At 47.4% G+C, this 15,118-nt stretch carries 14 protein-coding genes; 1 reads left to right on the top strand and 13 read right to left on the bottom strand.

What is annotated here, in order from left to right; translation table 11 throughout:
- Positions 1–7: 7 nt before the first annotated feature.
- The 8 genes from nrdR to FC47_RS03720 form a co-directional block, all read right to left on the bottom strand.
- The gene (gene nrdR / locus FC47_RS03755; protein WP_033935305.1) at positions 8–481 is read right to left on the bottom strand and encodes a transcriptional regulator NrdR; all 474 of its coding nucleotides are present in this window, start codon (positions 479–481) and stop codon (positions 8–10) included.
- Positions 482–532: 51 nt separating this feature from the next.
- Positions 533–1,135 carry a dephospho-CoA kinase gene (coaE, locus tag FC47_RS03750; protein WP_006500067.1) on the bottom strand — a complete coding sequence of 201 codons (603 nt, stop codon included), beginning with the start codon at positions 1,133–1,135 and terminating at the stop codon, positions 533–535.
- A complete protein-coding gene (mutM, locus tag FC47_RS03745; RefSeq protein ID WP_039945839.1) occupies positions 1,132–1,971 on the bottom strand; it encodes a DNA-formamidopyrimidine glycosylase in 840 nt (279 codons plus the stop codon). Before mutM ends, coaE begins: the two co-directional genes overlap by 4 nt.
- Before the next feature lie 133 nt (positions 1,972–2,104).
- Positions 2,105–4,768: a DNA polymerase I gene (gene polA / locus FC47_RS03740; RefSeq protein WP_006500069.1), complete on the bottom strand. Its 2,664-nt coding sequence runs from the start codon at positions 4,766–4,768 to the stop codon at positions 2,105–2,107.
- A 148-nt stretch (positions 4,769–4,916) separates the two neighbouring features.
- Positions 4,917–5,639, bottom strand: a complete 723-nt coding sequence (locus FC47_RS03735) for a Bax inhibitor-1/YccA family protein (protein ID WP_033935309.1) — start codon at positions 5,637–5,639, stop codon at positions 4,917–4,919.
- Between the two features lie 102 nt (positions 5,640–5,741).
- Entirely contained in the window at positions 5,742–7,052 is a 1,311-nt protein-coding gene (murC, locus tag FC47_RS03730; RefSeq protein ID WP_048345309.1) for a UDP-N-acetylmuramate--L-alanine ligase, read from the bottom strand.
- 26 nt (positions 7,053–7,078) lie between these two features.
- Positions 7,079–7,714 (bottom strand): YtpR family tRNA-binding protein, encoded by a 636-nt coding sequence (ytpR, locus tag FC47_RS03725; protein ID WP_033935311.1) that lies wholly within the window; start codon positions 7,712–7,714, stop codon positions 7,079–7,081.
- Between the two features lie 156 nt (positions 7,715–7,870).
- Positions 7,871–8,188 carry a thioredoxin family protein gene (locus FC47_RS03720; RefSeq protein ID WP_006500073.1) on the bottom strand — a complete coding sequence of 106 codons (318 nt, stop codon included), beginning with the start codon at positions 8,186–8,188 and terminating at the stop codon, positions 7,871–7,873.
- A 153-nt stretch (positions 8,189–8,341) separates the two neighbouring features.
- On the opposite strand from FC47_RS03720, the gene FC47_RS03715 reads away from it, so the two are divergent.
- Positions 8,342–8,677, top strand: a complete 336-nt coding sequence (locus FC47_RS03715) for a hypothetical protein (RefSeq protein WP_033935312.1) — start codon at positions 8,342–8,344, stop codon at positions 8,675–8,677.
- A 545-nt stretch (positions 8,678–9,222) separates the two neighbouring features.
- On the opposite strand, the gene FC47_RS03710 is transcribed toward FC47_RS03715, so the two are convergent.
- The 5 genes from FC47_RS03710 to FC47_RS03690 all read right to left on the bottom strand — a co-directional run bounded on the left by FC47_RS03710 (position 9,223) and on the right by FC47_RS03690 (position 15,081).
- Entirely contained in the window at positions 9,223–10,743 is a 1,521-nt protein-coding gene (locus tag FC47_RS03710) for a helix-turn-helix domain-containing protein (protein ID WP_006500076.1), read from the bottom strand.
- Positions 10,743–11,708: a sugar-binding transcriptional regulator gene (locus FC47_RS03705; protein WP_006500077.1), complete on the bottom strand. Its 966-nt coding sequence runs from the start codon at positions 11,706–11,708 to the stop codon at positions 10,743–10,745. The genes FC47_RS03710 and FC47_RS03705 overlap by 1 nt, the downstream gene beginning before the upstream one ends.
- Positions 11,709–11,810: 102 nt before the next feature.
- Positions 11,811–12,530 carry a purine-nucleoside phosphorylase gene (gene deoD, locus FC47_RS03700; protein WP_006500078.1) on the bottom strand — a complete coding sequence of 240 codons (720 nt, stop codon included), beginning with the start codon at positions 12,528–12,530 and terminating at the stop codon, positions 11,811–11,813.
- A gap of 32 nt (positions 12,531–12,562) precedes the next feature.
- Positions 12,563–13,861: a pyrimidine-nucleoside phosphorylase gene (locus FC47_RS03695; RefSeq protein WP_048345306.1), complete on the bottom strand. Its 1,299-nt coding sequence runs from the start codon at positions 13,859–13,861 to the stop codon at positions 12,563–12,565.
- 23 nt (positions 13,862–13,884) lie between these two features.
- A complete protein-coding gene (locus tag FC47_RS03690) occupies positions 13,885–15,081 on the bottom strand; it encodes a phosphopentomutase (RefSeq protein ID WP_006500080.1) in 1,197 nt (398 codons plus the stop codon).
- Positions 15,082–15,118 lie beyond the last annotated feature (37 nt).

Here is a 15,118-nt window from a genome sequence, read left to right as displayed (position 1 = left end):
TCCTTAATCAGTCTTGATGCTTTTGATGATTCTGGTTGATCATGGCCTCCAGCTCATTCATAAATGCGTCGACGTCTTTAAACTGCCGATAGACGCTGGCAAAGCGAATGTAGGAGATCTCATCAACGTCTTTGAGCGCATTCATAACGTATTCGCCGATCACTTGACTGGAAACCTCATTTTCCCCACGTGAGCGGACGCGTCTTTCAACATCATTGGCGATGCTGGTAAGTTTTTCCATGCTGACGGGACGTTTTTCAGCCGAGCGGACCAACCCGTTTAAGACTTTTTGGCGATTGAATTCCTGCCGTGTGCCATCTTTTTTGATTACCAACAGCGGTGTTTCCTCATAGCGCTCAAAAGTAGTAAAGCGAAAGCCACAGGTTGCACATTCGCGGCGGCGACGAATACAGGTACCATCTTCACTGGGACGACTGTCAACCACGCGTGATCCGTTATGATGGCAGTGTGGACATTGCATACCGAATTCCTCCTGTCAATAGGTTATGCATTTATCTTATCACACTTGCGATCATTTTTGCTGACTTACTCGTTCAACCAGTTTTGCCACTTGAAGTCGCGTTTGTGCAAGTGAACCGTTATTGTCGATCGTCACATCGGCACGCCGCATTTTTTCTTCCAAAGGCATCTGAGCATTGATTCTTTTCAAAGCAGCGGCTTTACTGCAATGATCTCGTTTCATCAACCGCTCAAGCTGCGTTTTGCGATCAACGACTGCCAAAACGGTCAGATCACATTCCTGATCCATCCCGGTTTCAAACAGCAATGGCACATCTAAAACCACCACGGGCAGCCCTTGTTTTTTTAAGCCGGCCAGCTGTTTATCAATCGCAGCCATAATCAGAGGATGCTCGATTTGATCCAGATCGCTGAGGTTTTGGGGATCATCAAAGACCATGCTGCCCAGCGCTGCACGATCAAGCGTGCCATCAGGCTGAAGCACCTGGCTGCCAAAACGGCTTACGATCTGCGCTAGGCCAAGACTGCCAGGCATGACGACCTGACGGGCTGTCTGATCAGCATCAATTACCGGCCAACCGACTTCTTTAAAGATATTGCTGATGGTTGACTTGCCGCTTGCAATCCCGCCCGTCAGACCGATTACCTTAGTCATTTCTGATCACCTGCCCAAGCCTGACAACGCGGACAAAAAGTCGTGCCACGCTGCGCTACCTTGATCTTAACCAGTTTATGGCCGCACCGTTCGCATTTCTCGCCGCCACGGCCATAAACTTCCAGTTGATTTTGAAAGGCGCCGGCTTCGCCAAAGGCATTCATAAACGTATGCACGGTCGTCCCCTTGTATTTAGTCGCTTTGGCAATCTCTTTGATGATGTTGTCATGCAGAATCTGAATCTGCTCGTCAGTCAGCGTATTAGCCGGCTGTTCGGGATTGATGCGGCTCTGCCAAAGAACCTCGTCGCAATAAATATTACCCAGCCCGGCAACGTGATCCTGATTTAGTAAAAACGGCTTGATTTTGCTGCGGCTCTTTTTCAAGATTCGTTTAAAATAGTCAACCTTAAAGTCTTTAGTGGTTGGTTCCGGTCCCATAGTTTTTAAGCCGCCGACCTGCATCTCTTCACCGGTTTTAACCAAGCGCATGCGGCCAAACTTGCGCGTGTCGCGATAGCAAAGCTCCGTACCATCCGTAAAATGGAAAACTACATGCGTATGCTTGTCGATTGGACCATCATTGAGCTGGCGATAATAGCTGCCTTCCATCCGCAAATGCGAAACCATGGTCAGATTATTGGTAAAGCGAAACAGCAAATACTTGCCCCGCCGATCAATCCGTTCAATCGTCTGACCAATCAAGGCTTGCCGAAACTTCTCGATGTCGTTTTCAATCGTTTTCCCATAGTAAACGTCAATTCCTTGAATCTTACGGCCCGCGGCAATATTCATCAACCCCCGGCGTACGGTCTCTACTTCTGGCATCTCTGGCATTTGATCGTCCTCGTTTCTTTTAGAATCATTATCGATTATAGTTGATTTTCAGTTTTCAACCAATTTTTTGCTCAAAATGCATTTCAAAGCAAAAGCCGCGGCTAGCCTTGACTGCCACGGCCTAAAGCTTTATTTATTTTTTCAGATCGTACCAGGTGTCGCCATACTTACTTTCAACCTTTAGCGGTACGTCCAGCTTGAAGGCCGAATCCATGACCTGCGGCACCAGTTTTTCCAAAGTCGGAATCTCTGCAGCCGGCGCCTCAAAGACCAGTTCGTCATGAATCTGTAAAAGCATCCGTGCCTTAAGATTATGAGCCCGCAGCATCTTGTCCATATTGATCATAGCAATCTTGATGATGTCGGCCGCGCTGCCTTGAATTGGCGTGTTCATCGCGGTTCGTTCGGCAAATGAGCGCTTGGCAAAATTCTTGGAATGGATATCATCCAAATAGCGCCGCCGATGCGTCAGCGTTTCGACATAGCCTTTTTCGTGAGCCGATTTGACGATCTCCGTGACGTATTTCTTGACGCCAGGAAATTCCTCAAAGTAGCTTTCGATAAATTCATGGGCCTGCTTGCGCGTAACGTGAATACTTTGTGAGAGGCCATAGTCGCTGATGCCGTAAACGATCCCGAAATTGACCGCTTTGGCATGACGACGCATATCAGGCGTAACCGCTTCGCCCGGCAGCAGATGGAAAATACGTCGTGCCGTACTTTCGTGAATATCCTTGCCATCAATAAAATCCTGCTGCAGGTTCTTGTCGCCGGTAATATGAGCCAAGACCCGCAGCTCAATCTGTGAGTAGTCAGAAGAGAAAATCTTCCAGCCAGGCTCGCTTGGCACGAACGCCCGCCGAATCTGACGACCTTCTTCCAAGCGCACCGGAATATTCTGCAGGTTCGGATCAACTGAAGACAGGCGGCCGGTTGCCGTCAGCGTCTGCAGATAGCGGGTATGGATCTTTTGGTCGCTGCTGTGAATAACTTTCAGCAGTCCTTCGATATAAGTCGACTGCAGCTTGGCGATCTGCCGATACTCCAAGATATGACCAATAATCGGCGAATAACCCTGCAGCTTTTCTAAAACCGCAACAGCCGTGGAATACCCAGTACGCGTCTTTTTAATAACCGGCAGTTTCATCTTGTCAAACAAAATCTCGCCCAGCTGTTTGGTGGAGTTAATGTTAAACTCCGTACCTGCTTCTTGATAGATAACCTGCTCGATTTCGGCTAAGCGCTCCTTTAACTTGCTGCCCATCTCTTTAAGCGTCTGTGCGTTGACCTTGATACCAGCAATCTCCATTTTAGCCAAGACATAGGTTAAAGGCAGCTCGATATCTTCATAAAGCGGCATCTGCTCATGTTCCTTAAGCTGGGCATAGACTGGGGCGCGCAGCTCGTGAATGGCCCGGGCTTTTTGTGCTAAATGAGTAAAGAAGACCTGGTCGTCAGTTGGAATTGCTCGTTTGACGCCCTTGCCATAAACCTCTTCATCGCTTTTGACGTCATAATAGTCATGGGCATGGGCCAGCTCGCCAAGATCATTGCTGTTATCGCTCGGATCAACCAGATAAGAAGCCAGCAGCAGATCAAACGCCACATAGTTCAAGTCAATTCCCAATCGGTGGAGGCCGACGATCTGTGCTTTGGCATTAAAAACGTCTTTCGTATATTGATCGCTGGTTAAAATCTTTTTGACTGGCGCGGTCTGCAGCAGGCTTTCGTCACGACTGACGAGCCATTTTTGACCATCCCCGATTACAAAGCCGGCAAACGTTGAAAGATGATAATTTTCATTTGGCATTTCCAGCTGGAAGGTTACGTGATGATCTAAATCTGCTAAAAGATCCAGATTGTCAGCCGTCAGTTCAGTATATGCGATTTCTTTTGCATCCGTGGCTTCTTCAGTACTTGGCGCAACGTTCATCTTGCTTAGAAACGACTTAAAGTTCATTTCTTGATAAAACTTGATCAGTTCTTCAGTCTGCACGCCTTGATACTTCAAATCATCCAGACCGATCGTCAGTGGAGCATCACGGCGTATCGTGGCCAGATCCTTACATTCACGGGCAATTTTTTCTTCATTGACCAGATTTTCTTTCCGCTTTGACTTGCGCATCTGATCGATATTTTCGTAAAGCCCATCCAGCGAGCCATATTCTTGAATCAGCTTCTGCGCGGTTTTTTCGCCGATGCCCGTGACCCCTGGATAATTGTCGGAACTGTCACCCATCAGCGCCTTCATATCGATAAACTGAGTTGGCGTCACGCCGAATTTTTCTTGAAAATGAGCCGGCGTGTACATTTCGGTCTGCGTCACGCCTTTAATCGTTACGGCAACCGTCGTGTTATCAGTTACCAGCTGTGTCAGATCCCGGTCGCCAGTTACGATCAGGGTCTCATCACCAGCCTGATCGCCGAGTCTGGCCAGGGTACCGATAATGTCGTCGGCTTCATAGTTGGCTAATTGATAGGTCTTGATCCCACAGGCATGCATCATCTCGTGCAGATACGGCAGCTGTTCAGTCAGCTCAGTTGGCGTTTTGGCCCGACCACCCTTGTAGTCAGCATACATTTCCGTTCGAAAAGTCTGCTTGCCAGCATCAAACGCTACCAGAGCCTTATCCGGCTGATAGTTTGCCAGCACGTGATCCAGCATCAACTTAAAGCCATAGATTGCCGCAGTATGAAGACCGTTTTGGTTGGTAAATTTGTCGATTTGATTATGCATTGCAAAAAAAGCCCGAAATGCAATGCTATTGCCATCAATCAACAACATTTTTTCTGCCATTTAAACTACCTCGTTCTTTTATTTTCTTTCTTGATTGTAACAGACTTTCACCACCCCTGGCATTTTTAGGAACCATATCTGTTTCAATAAAAAATAAAGCTCCGCACCATTTAAGGATGCAGAGCCAATCTAAATTTTATTTAATTAGTTAGTCGCGACGATCGCTGCCCATGCCGAAAATCTGCAGCAGCTGGATGAACAGGTTGATAAAGTCCAGATACAGCTGCAAGGCTCCCATAATTGCCAGACCGGTAACGGAAACCTGATCTTGGTAGTTAAGGTAGATGTTTTTCATCTTTTGCGCATCGTAAGCCGTCAAAACTACGAAGATGATTACGGCAATGTAGGAAAAGATGTAGGTAATGGCTGGACTGTTTAAGAACATGTTGATCAAAGAGGCCAGAATCAAAGCAATCAAGGCCGCCATTGCATGAGCACCGAAGCGATCAAGCGAGCGTTTGGTCAGCGTCCCATACAGCGCCATTACGATAAAGATCGCTGCTGATGAGACAAAGGCCGCCGTGATATCGGCACCGGTATAAACGCCGGCCAGCAAGGCAAACTCAACCCCGTACATAATCGACAGCACCATCAGCATAATAAAGCTGCCGGTTGGATTCCGGGTAGCACTGGCACTGATCCCCATCGAAAGTGCAATTGGCAACAATAATAGCAGCCACATCATCCCAGTATGCTGGGTAAAATAGCCAAACACGGCAGCTCTAAAGGTCGTCATGACCAAAAATGAACTGATGGCCGAAACAAAAACCGACAGACCGACAAAGCCATACATCTTCGTCAAAAAGCCATTTAAGCCGGCTTCATTGACGACACGCCTTCTTTGCTCGGGCTCTGGTGTAGAGTTGAACATAAGCTCCCCTTCTTTCATTCAATTAAGCGGTCAAATTAGTTTGACCAATATTGTCTTTCATATAAAAAATGGTAGCAAAAGCCACCATTTTCTACAAGCAATTTAATCATTGGATAATAAATTCTTATATTTATCTTCGTATTTTTCGATGTCACCGGCACCCATGAAAACAACGACAGCATCATGGTAGGCCAAAAGCTTATCCATCGAGTCCATGTCAATGCCTTCACTGCCTGGAATCAGGTCTTCTAAGTCTTGGCTGGAGACATGACCAGCATTTTCACGAATGGAACCAAAAATCGGCGTCACAAACGTCTTGTCAGCAGCACTCAGCGATTGACCAAATTCCTTTAAGTAGGCTTGCAGACGACTGTAGGTATGCGGCTGAAAGACGGCCAGTACCTTTTTATCGGGGTACTTTTGGCGGGCAGCATCAATCGTGGCCTTAATTTCGCTTGGGTGATGGGCATAATCGTCAATCAGCGTCATATCGCCAACATAACTTTCGGCAAACCGCCGCTTGACGCCAGAAAAACTGGCCAGCCCCTTAGCAATATCTTTTAAGTCGACTTGTTCCATGTAGGCAACCGCGATGACAGCCAGACTGTTCAAGACACTGTGCTCACCGTATAGATGAATCTCAAACTCGCCCAGCTTCTCATCTTTAAACCAAGCCTCGAAAGTCGATCCTTGCGGCGTCCGTTGAATATTGACGGCCCGGAAATCATCTTTTTCACTGGTACCGTAGTAATAGATCGGCACGTCCAGTTGCAGCTTGCGCAGATTTTCATCGTCACCCCAGGCAAAGACGGCCTTTTTAACCTGCTTGCCATAGGCTTCAAATGAGTCGCGCACGTCATCGATGTCTTTAAAGAAGTCGGGATGATCAAAGTCAATATTGGTCATGATGGCATAGTCTGGATGGTAGGCCAAGAAGTGATCCCGGTATTCATCCGCTTCAAAGACAAAGAAGCGTGAATCAGGCGTGCCAACCCCTTCACCATCACCGATCAGGTAAGTCGTTGGCGCAACTGAGCTTAAGACATGGGAAAGCAGCGCCGTCGTACTGGTCTTGCCATGTGCGCCGGCAACACCGATGCTGGTATATTGCGCAACCAGTTCCTCAACCGTATCTGGGTAGCTTTGCACCTTGTCGCCCAGTTCCTTGGCCCGAACGATTTCTGGCTGATCGTCGCCAAAGGCATTTCCTTGCACGATGATCATCCCTGGCTTGATATTTGCTGGGTCAAAGTTGTGAATCTGAATACCGGCCTGTTCCAAAGGCGCCTGCGTAAAGGTTTCTTTTTCAATGTCTGAGCCTTCAACATGATAGCCGCGGTCATGCAGTACCCGTGCCAAAGCGGCCATCCCGGTACCCTTGATGCCTACAAAATAATAACTTTTTTCCATAATGCTGATTTTCCTTTCCTTGCCGCCATTTAGGCAAACAGCTGATTGCCGCGTGCAAAGTCAAAAGCATCGCCAGCCTGACCAAAGTCATCAGGCAAAATCAGGCAGCCCGGCTTTTGAGGAGCATTTTTTAGGTTTAATTCACGCGCTGCACAGATCATCCCGTTGCTTGGCACACCCACTAAAGCCCCTGGCCAGATGATCTGTCCACTTGGCATCATGGCGCCAACCTTGGCAACAACGACCTTAACGTGTTCGGCAATGTTAGGCGAGCCGCAGACAATCTGAACCTTCTGATCGCCCAAGTCAACTTGCGTAATGTGCAGATGATCCGATTTTGGATGCTTGGTCATGGATTCAACATAGCCGATAACAAACTTTGGCGTTTCATCAGCCGTTAATTTTTCATCAAAACCAGCTGCTTGAATCTTTTCATTCAGCTTTTCGACCTGATCCTCGCTCAAAAAGACCTGACCGTTTTGCTCCTTGAGTTCTGGCAATACCTCACTGGCTTTCAGAAAATTGTAGCCCAGCAGACTGCCATCCTGAGCACTGACGATCTGAACTACGCCTTGATTTTGCTTGACGTTTTGATCAGCGGCCTGACCAGTTACGACTACCAAAACATCACCCATCTCATTTGGGTTATAGCTTGAAATTAACATCAAAAATCCTTCCCTTGGCATCGCTTTGCAACGGTGCTAAAAATTCTTTTTCGCTTCGTCAAAAACTTTTGACAACCAGACTAAATTGTACCACACAACCCGTGCTCATGGCCCGAGTCCATCAAAAAATGGCGACTTGCCGGCCGCCATTTTTGCTTATTTTAAATTACTCAAGAAATCCTCGACCTGCTGCTTGGTCTTGCGGTCCTTGTTGACGAACCGGCCAATTTCTTGACCATCACGGTAGGCAATAAAGCTTGGAATGCCCATGACGTTTAGTTCGGTTGCCAAATCCAGATTTTCATCACGATCAACGGCATAAAACTTAAAATCGGCAAAATCCTTTTCGACTTCTGGCATGGCAGGCTTGATAAACTGGCAGTCAGGGCACCAGTCAGCAGTAAACATCAAGACGACCTGCCCTTTCAAATATTTTTGCAGCTGTTCAGCATTAACTTTAGGCAAAGCTTCCATCACAGAACACCATCCTTTTACTTATTTTATGTAAGTATAGTCTACTACAAGTTGAAAGACAATGCATAATGATCTGCCTTTGTGTTAAAATTGTTACATCCAATCTACTTTGGGTCAAAATATGGCATAGGCTAAACGAAAGAAGCGATTGAAATGAATGATTCAAATGGTTCACTTAGCCCATGGATGATCCCGCTTACCTTAGGTGCTTCCGGTATTGCGGGCTTCTTTGCCGGCAAGCTGGTGGGCAACCGACGGCGTTCCGCAAACACGATCTTAAAAATGATTACCAATGATTTTAAACGCGAAGGCACAGTTGAGGGCAGCTGGATTGATCATCAGCCGATTCCTTATCGTCAGTTTGCCGTGCGAACTTTGGTATATCGCGGTGGCATCCGGCGCTTTGAAGACGATCAGCTGGTCAGCTACGAATTCTTGGCAGATGCCAGTACTGGTACGCTGCTGAAACTAAAGCGCATTGACAATTAAGCAACACAAAAGGCTGTTGGATTTCTCCAACAGCCTTTTTTTGCACCATCTATCTGAACATGATGCATGGCCGATTGTCATTCATAACTGCCGATTATGATTTAATTGGAATCTTTTGATGTAATTGCACTATAAACTGCGGTCAAAGCAATCAATTTTTACTGAGATTGGAAACATCAATGGCGGAGTGGATGGGCATCGCATTGATGATCTAGATTTATCATTTGGCACGACAACCACTTAATCAGCCAAGCTGCACACTATCTTGACCAAGCAATGATTTGTCATATTGAAGCTTAACATTATTTAATGCGTTTATCGCTATTAATGGAGTCAGCATCTGCATCAGCGGTTGAATGGGGTCCCGCCGAAAACATCGTGCACTAAGCGATTTTTCGTGATACAGCATACTTGATCTGACAAATTATCAACTATTTATCTTTGCTTTTCTAATGTACCCGGACATAATCAGCAGTCATCTTCGGGTTCCCCCCTGAATGACAATTAAAGTATAGCGGTTAAAAACGTTTTGCTCCTATCAAAATCTAACCCTCTTGAGCATGCAAAATTGATAGTTTCTCCGTAAGGTTTTCTGCATAAGCAGTCGTGCGCAGGCGATATAGGCTGGTCCGCAAGCGTTCGATTCCTAAAAAAGGACTATCCAAGGTAATTAAAAAACGCTGGTTGTTTGAATTGGTATCAGCCAAAAGCTCCCAAAATTCATGGTCAGCTAAAATCATGCTTTGCGGTACTTGATTGATATGCTTAAGCTGCTCGGCGCTAAAATAACTGCAGCTGCTGATTTGAAGGCGATTGCCAAATTCTTGACGCACCATTTGAGCCACTACTTCATAATCAGCCCGCGACTTGGTAAAGATATATAACGGCGTGGCAGGAAGCTGTTCTTCAATCAGTGGCAGCAACTGTCGCGAAAAATACTTGACCTGATTATCATCAACCAGATCTGACCAATGATTTTGCCGGCACCATCTCATAACGATCATTTTCACCAGCTGATCGGTCAATCTCTGCGACTTGTTTTCCGTTTGATAGTCCAGCTGACGTTCAATTACCAGATTCTGCAGACCGCCCATAAAGTGCAGGCCAAATCCATTAACCGTTTCTTTAAAGGCTGCCGTTTTGATCAGCGGCTCTCCCCATAACGCGGCAAAAGCATCCGTCAGCTGTCGAATCTCCGGAAGCTGCTGCAGGATCTCGCGAAACGTTGCTCGCTGCAGGCTCCAGGCATCATCACGAAACAGCTCGTTGGCAACCGTTAGATAGACCAGGTATAAATAGTCATGATCAAGCGGCGTCAGTTCAAATGACAATTGCGGCTGCAGATATTCATCAACCATGCGTTCCAATTGCTGATGCGCCTTTTCTCGACAGACCGCCCGCCAGAAATTATCGGTTGGCAATTCCAAAGACTGGTCATGCCGCAGCCAGGTCAAAGCAATTAGATGATCAAACATGGCAAATGCTTGCGGCATCTTGTCCAGCAGCGGTTTTACGCCGGGGTTGGCTGCAATGACGAAATTTTTTACGATCTGCTGACTGACTGAACCGAAATCCACGCAGTCAATGCCATAATGACAGCTTAATGCCGCAATCAAGTAGCGCTTGCGATATTCTTGACCGCAGATCTGACCGCGTCGAATCGTCAGGCCAACCGTCTGCAAAAAATTTTTGCATTGCCGCTGCAGCCGGTAAAAAGTCGGCTCAGAAAAGTAGTGCTCCTGACAAAACGTCGTCACCGAGCGTCCCCGGTGATTGAGCAGATAGGCCATCACCTGCAGTACCTCAGACTTTTGGTAGAGCTGCTTTTTTAGCTCAAACAGCTGACCCGGACTGGTTAAAGAAAGCGAGACAACCGCATCATTGATCTGAATGCATGCTTTCGGCTGCAGTTCTTGATTTAATGTATTCAGTTCCTTTCTAAGCCGGGGCTCGGGAATTCTGGTCAGCTCTGCTAGACAATGCAGCGTTAGCCCTGAACGATCAAACAGCAAGGTCAGCAGATGAACGCTCACCACAACATCATCTTCCAAAAAACGTTCCAGCATCAGTTGGCACCTTTTTCACGCAGTTTCTTAACCAAGCCGGCAGCACTGCCCTGATCAATTACCAAAACGTTGGCATAGCCCGCTTTCAGTGCTCCCGCGGCGGCCTGCGTCTTAGCTGGATTGGCAATTACCATCACACGCTGCGGAATTTTTTTCAGCTGTTCCAGGTCAATACCGATCGTCCGCTGATTGATCTGTGGTGCTACAATGCTGCCATTTTGATCGATAAAACGCGAAAAAACGTCACCAACCGCATGCTGCTGCAGATACTCCTGCTCAGCTTGACTGAAGTACCCTAAATGAAACAGCAGTGCCGAATCTCGTACCGTTCCGACCGTAAAGACCGCGATATCGGCTTGTCGACCAAGATCCATGATGTATTTGATATGCGTATCCTGCTCAACCAGCTCTTTAGTTTCTTGGTGATCAAAAATAACTGGCAGCGGCAGATACTGTGGCAGCGTGTGAAAAGCACTGGCAAAAGCATTGACGCTTTCAAAGGCATAGTTTTTCTGCTTGGTATTGGCAACGCTGCCCTTTAACTGAACCACCGTGACCCCATGCACGTCTTCAGGTGATAGATGCTGGGCAATGGCATGGATCGTTTTTCCCCAGGCCAGCCCAATTGTGTCATCATCCTTAACGATTGTCTCGATGTATTCGGCAGCAGCCGCGCCAACCAGTTCCAACAGCTCGCCACTGGCTGTCATCTCTGAAGGTACAACAATGACTTGATCTAAATGATAATAGTCCTTTAGCTCCGCGGCCAGCTGCTGAGTCGAAACCAACGGATTGCTGATCTTAATCTGGACAATCCCGCTTTCCCGTGCGTATTGCAGCAATCTTGATACCGTGGGCCGTGAAAGATTCAACTCGGCTGCGATTCTACTCTGCCGCCAGTCATTTTGATAATAGAGCTGCGCGACTTTAACGCTTAAAGCCCGCTTATCAGTTTCATCAATCATTATTCCCATCCACTTTCTGATTTTGTGCTGTTTATATCAATTCTACTAAAGAAAAGACGGCCCGTCAGTAACGGACCGTCTTTTTTAGTAATCGATCATATATCAATCAGCTTGGGCAATCGCCGTTTCCAGACTGATTTTGATCATGTCGTTAAAGGTCTTTTCACGTTCAGCAGCCGTTGTTTTTTCTTGACTGCCAAACAGCAGATCACTGACCGTCAAAACCGAGAGCGCTCTAAAATGCAGTTTGGCTGCCAGCAGATACAGTCCTGCTGATTCCATTTCTGTACCGATCACGCCATAATCAGCCAGCTTCTTCATATCAATATCATCATTGTAGAAACGGTCGGCAGCAAAGATATCGCCAACCTTAGGCTCAATCCCCATGTTCTTAGCCACGTGATAAGCCGTGTCAAGCAGCTTAAAATCAGCTAACGGGGCAAAGTGAACGCCAGCTGCAAACGAGTTGGCAACGACTGCCGAATCAGTTGACGAACCCGAAGCCAGGCAGACATCACGCAGCTTGACGCCGGGAGCCATCCCACCACAGGATCCGACCCGGATAATCGTCTTGACGCCATAAAAACGTACCAGTTCATTGATATAGATCGACATGGAAGGAATTCCCATCCCCGATCCTTGAACCGAGATGCGATGGCCCTTGTATTCACCTGTGTAGCCAAACGCGTTGCGCACGCTGTTGACCTGTTTAACGTTGGTCAGGAAATTTTCGGCAATATATTTAGCCCGCAGCGGATCCCCTGGCAGCAGAACCGTTTCAGCATAATCACCATTTTGTGCTTCAATATGTGGCGTACTCATTGGAATTCCTCCTCGTATTTTATAAATAATTCCTATTCGATCGTCTCGTGAATCAAAGTTGGCTGCTGAGCTGACTCTTTAATCGCAACGGCTTGATCCAGCAGTTCTTTGACGTCATCAATATCTTCACGGTTGCTCCAGATCGTCATGATTGATTCGCCTTTTTGAACCGAATCGCCAATCTTTTTATGCAGCTCAATCCCAACCGCATAGTCCAGCTGATCATCGGCTTTTTGACGACCGCCGCCCATCAGCATGCTGGCCATTCCAATCTCATCTGCGGTCAGCTTGGCAATTACGCCGCCTTTTTGAGCAGGATATTCAATTTGATACTTGGCATGCGGCATCAGCGAGTAGTCATCAACCACGTTTGGATCACCATGCTGAGCCTTGATCATTGCCTTAAAGCGAGCCAGTGCCGAACCATCAGCAATCGTCTGTTCCAATTTGGCGCGGGCTTCTGCCAGACTGGCCGCCTGCTGTCCCATCACGACCATACGGCTGCCCAGTTCCAAGACCAGCTCCAGCAGATCTTTTGGTCCTTTGCCCTTTAAAAGATCCAGCGTCTCTTCAATTTCCAGCGTGTTGCCGATTTTGGATCCTAAAGGCTGATTCATATCTGAGATCACGGCTTCACACTTCAATCCAGCCTGCTTGCCGATTGCTACCAATGCTTTAGCCAGTTTCACGGCGGAGTCCTCAGTCTTCATAAAGGCCCCGGCACCGGTCTTAACGTCAATTACCAAAGCATCGGTTCCGGAAGCCAGTTTTTTGCTCATAATTGAACTGGCAATCAATGGAATGGAATCAACCGTATCGGTAACGTCACGCAGAGCATAGATCTTTTTATCAGCTGGCGCGACGTCACGCGTTGCCCCAACGATTGCTAATTTTTCTTCAGCAACCTGCTTGATGAAATCCTGCTCGCTTAATTCAACTTGAAAACCTGGAATAGCCTCCAGCTTGTCTAATGTTCCACCTGTATGGCCAAGTCCGCGACCTGAGATCATTGGTACCGGTATTCCCAGTGCGGCGACCATCGCAGCTAGTGGCAGACTGGTTTTATCGCCCACGCCGCCAGTTGAATGCTTGTCAACTTTAATCCCAGGAATCTTAGACAAATCAAGCCGCTCACCAGAATGCATCATTTTCATTGTCAGCTGCGTCTGTTCACGATCCGTCATCCCCTGAAAATAGATCGCCATCAGCAAAGCACTGATTTGATAGTCAGGCAGCGAGCCGTCGACTACGCCATCGACAAAGAACTGCAGCTGTTCATCGCTCAAAACGCCGCCATTACGTTTTTGGTCAATTACATCCACCATTCGCATGATGAATCCCCCTTTATAATTAGCTAGTTTTCAATTGCCGCCAAAAAACTCGTGCCAACTTGATTGCCGGCAACACCAAAGTTTTCCATGATCGTTGCCCCCAAATCAGCAAACGTCCCACGCGTTCCCAACGACTGACCAGGATGTTTCATTGACGGCGAGTAAGCTAGCAGCGGCGTCACTTCTCTGGTATGGTCCGTACCGCGGAAGCAAGGATCATTGCCATGGTCAGCCGTGATCAAAAGCAGATCGTCTTCCCGCATGTTTTCAAGCACCGTTCCCAAGCGTTGGTCGAAGTCCATCAAAGCCTTGCCAAAGCCTTCTGGATTACGCCGGTGACCATACATAGCATCAAAATCAACTAAATTAACAAAGCAGAAGCCATGAAAATCTTCTTTCATTACATGGTCAACATGATCCATGCCATCCATATTGCTTTCATTGTGATAGCCTTCCGTAATGCCATGACCAGAGAAAATGTCATTGATCTTACCGATTCCAATGACGTCCAGACCAGCTGCCTTCAAATGATCCAGATCAGTCTCACCAGTTGGCTCTAGGCTGAAGTCATGCCGGTTAGCCGTTCTGACAAAATGATCCTTGTCTGGGCCAACGTATGGTCGTGCAATAATCCGGCCAACCGTGTATTCAGGACCATTGACCAGTGTCCGCGCATAACGGCAGGTGCGGTAGAGTTCTTCAACCGGAATCACGTCTTCATGTGCCGCAATCTGCAGCACCGAGTCGCCCGAAGTGTAGACGATCAAATCACCGGTTTTCATCTGCTGCTCGCCGTAGTCATGGATAACCTCCGTCCCTGAATATGGCTTGTTGACAATCACCTTACGACCAGAAAAGGCTTCCAGTTTTTGAATGATGCTGTCAGGAAAACCGTTTGGGAACGTTGACAACGGCTTTTTAACCGGCAGCTCCATCATTTCCCAGTGACCATCCATACTGTCCTTACCGGCCGAAATCTCAGCCATCTTGCCAAAGCAGCCCATTGCTGGATCAGCTGTCGGCACGCCTTGAATCGGATCGGCCGGGCGAATGTTGCTTAGTCCCAGTTTGGCTAAGTTAGGCAATGCCAGCTTGCCTTGATACCATTTGCCAATGTGGCCTAAGGTATCGGCACCATCATCACCAAACTTCAATGCATCAGGTGCCTCGCCAATCCCTACAGAATCCAAAACAATGCCAAATACTCGTTGATACGTCATAATCTTTCCTCCCCTGAATCGATCTTAAGCGACGTTT

This window comes from Limosilactobacillus mucosae DSM 13345 (genome assembly GCF_001436025.1).
Taxonomy (GTDB): Bacteria; Bacillota; Bacilli; order Lactobacillales; family Lactobacillaceae; genus Limosilactobacillus; species Limosilactobacillus mucosae.
This window is presented reverse-complemented; position numbering and strand designations above follow the sequence as displayed.

What these genes read in the sequence shown, in the direction of transcription:
- FC47_RS03735 (WP_033935309.1), bottom strand. Translation starts at nt 5,639, where the DNA reads ATGTTCAACTCTACACCAGAGCCCGAGCAAAGAAGGCGTGTCGTCAAT.
- FC47_RS03690 (WP_006500080.1), bottom strand. Translation starts at nt 15,081, where the DNA reads ATGACGTATCAACGAGTATTTGGCATTGTTTTGGATTCTGTAGGGATT.
- FC47_RS03720 (WP_006500073.1), bottom strand. Translation starts at nt 8,188, where the DNA reads ATGGAAGCTTTGCCTAAAGTTAATGCTGAACAGCTGCAAAAATATTTG.
- FC47_RS03715 (WP_033935312.1), top strand. Translation starts at nt 8,342, where the DNA reads ATGAATGATTCAAATGGTTCACTTAGCCCATGGATGATCCCGCTTACC.
- FC47_RS03705 (WP_006500077.1), bottom strand. Translation starts at nt 11,708, where the DNA reads ATGATTGATGAAACTGATAAGCGGGCTTTAAGCGTTAAAGTCGCGCAG.
- FC47_RS03710 (WP_006500076.1), bottom strand. Translation starts at nt 10,743, where the DNA reads ATGCTGGAACGTTTTTTGGAAGATGATGTTGTGGTGAGCGTTCATCTG.
- polA (WP_006500069.1), bottom strand. Translation starts at nt 4,768, where the DNA reads ATGGCAGAAAAAATGTTGTTGATTGATGGCAATAGCATTGCATTTCGG.
- deoD (WP_006500078.1), bottom strand. Translation starts at nt 12,530, where the DNA reads ATGAGTACGCCACATATTGAAGCACAAAATGGTGATTATGCTGAAACG.
- nrdR (WP_033935305.1), bottom strand. Translation starts at nt 481, where the DNA reads ATGCAATGTCCACACTGCCATCATAACGGATCACGCGTGGTTGACAGT.
- mutM (WP_039945839.1), bottom strand. Translation starts at nt 1,971, where the DNA reads ATGCCAGAGATGCCAGAAGTAGAGACCGTACGCCGGGGGTTGATGAAT.
- ytpR (WP_033935311.1), bottom strand. Translation starts at nt 7,714, where the DNA reads ATGTTAATTTCAAGCTATAACCCAAATGAGATGGGTGATGTTTTGGTA.
- coaE (WP_006500067.1), bottom strand. Translation starts at nt 1,135, where the DNA reads ATGACTAAGGTAATCGGTCTGACGGGCGGGATTGCAAGCGGCAAGTCA.
- FC47_RS03695 (WP_048345306.1), bottom strand. Translation starts at nt 13,861, where the DNA reads ATGCGAATGGTGGATGTAATTGACCAAAAACGTAATGGCGGCGTTTTG.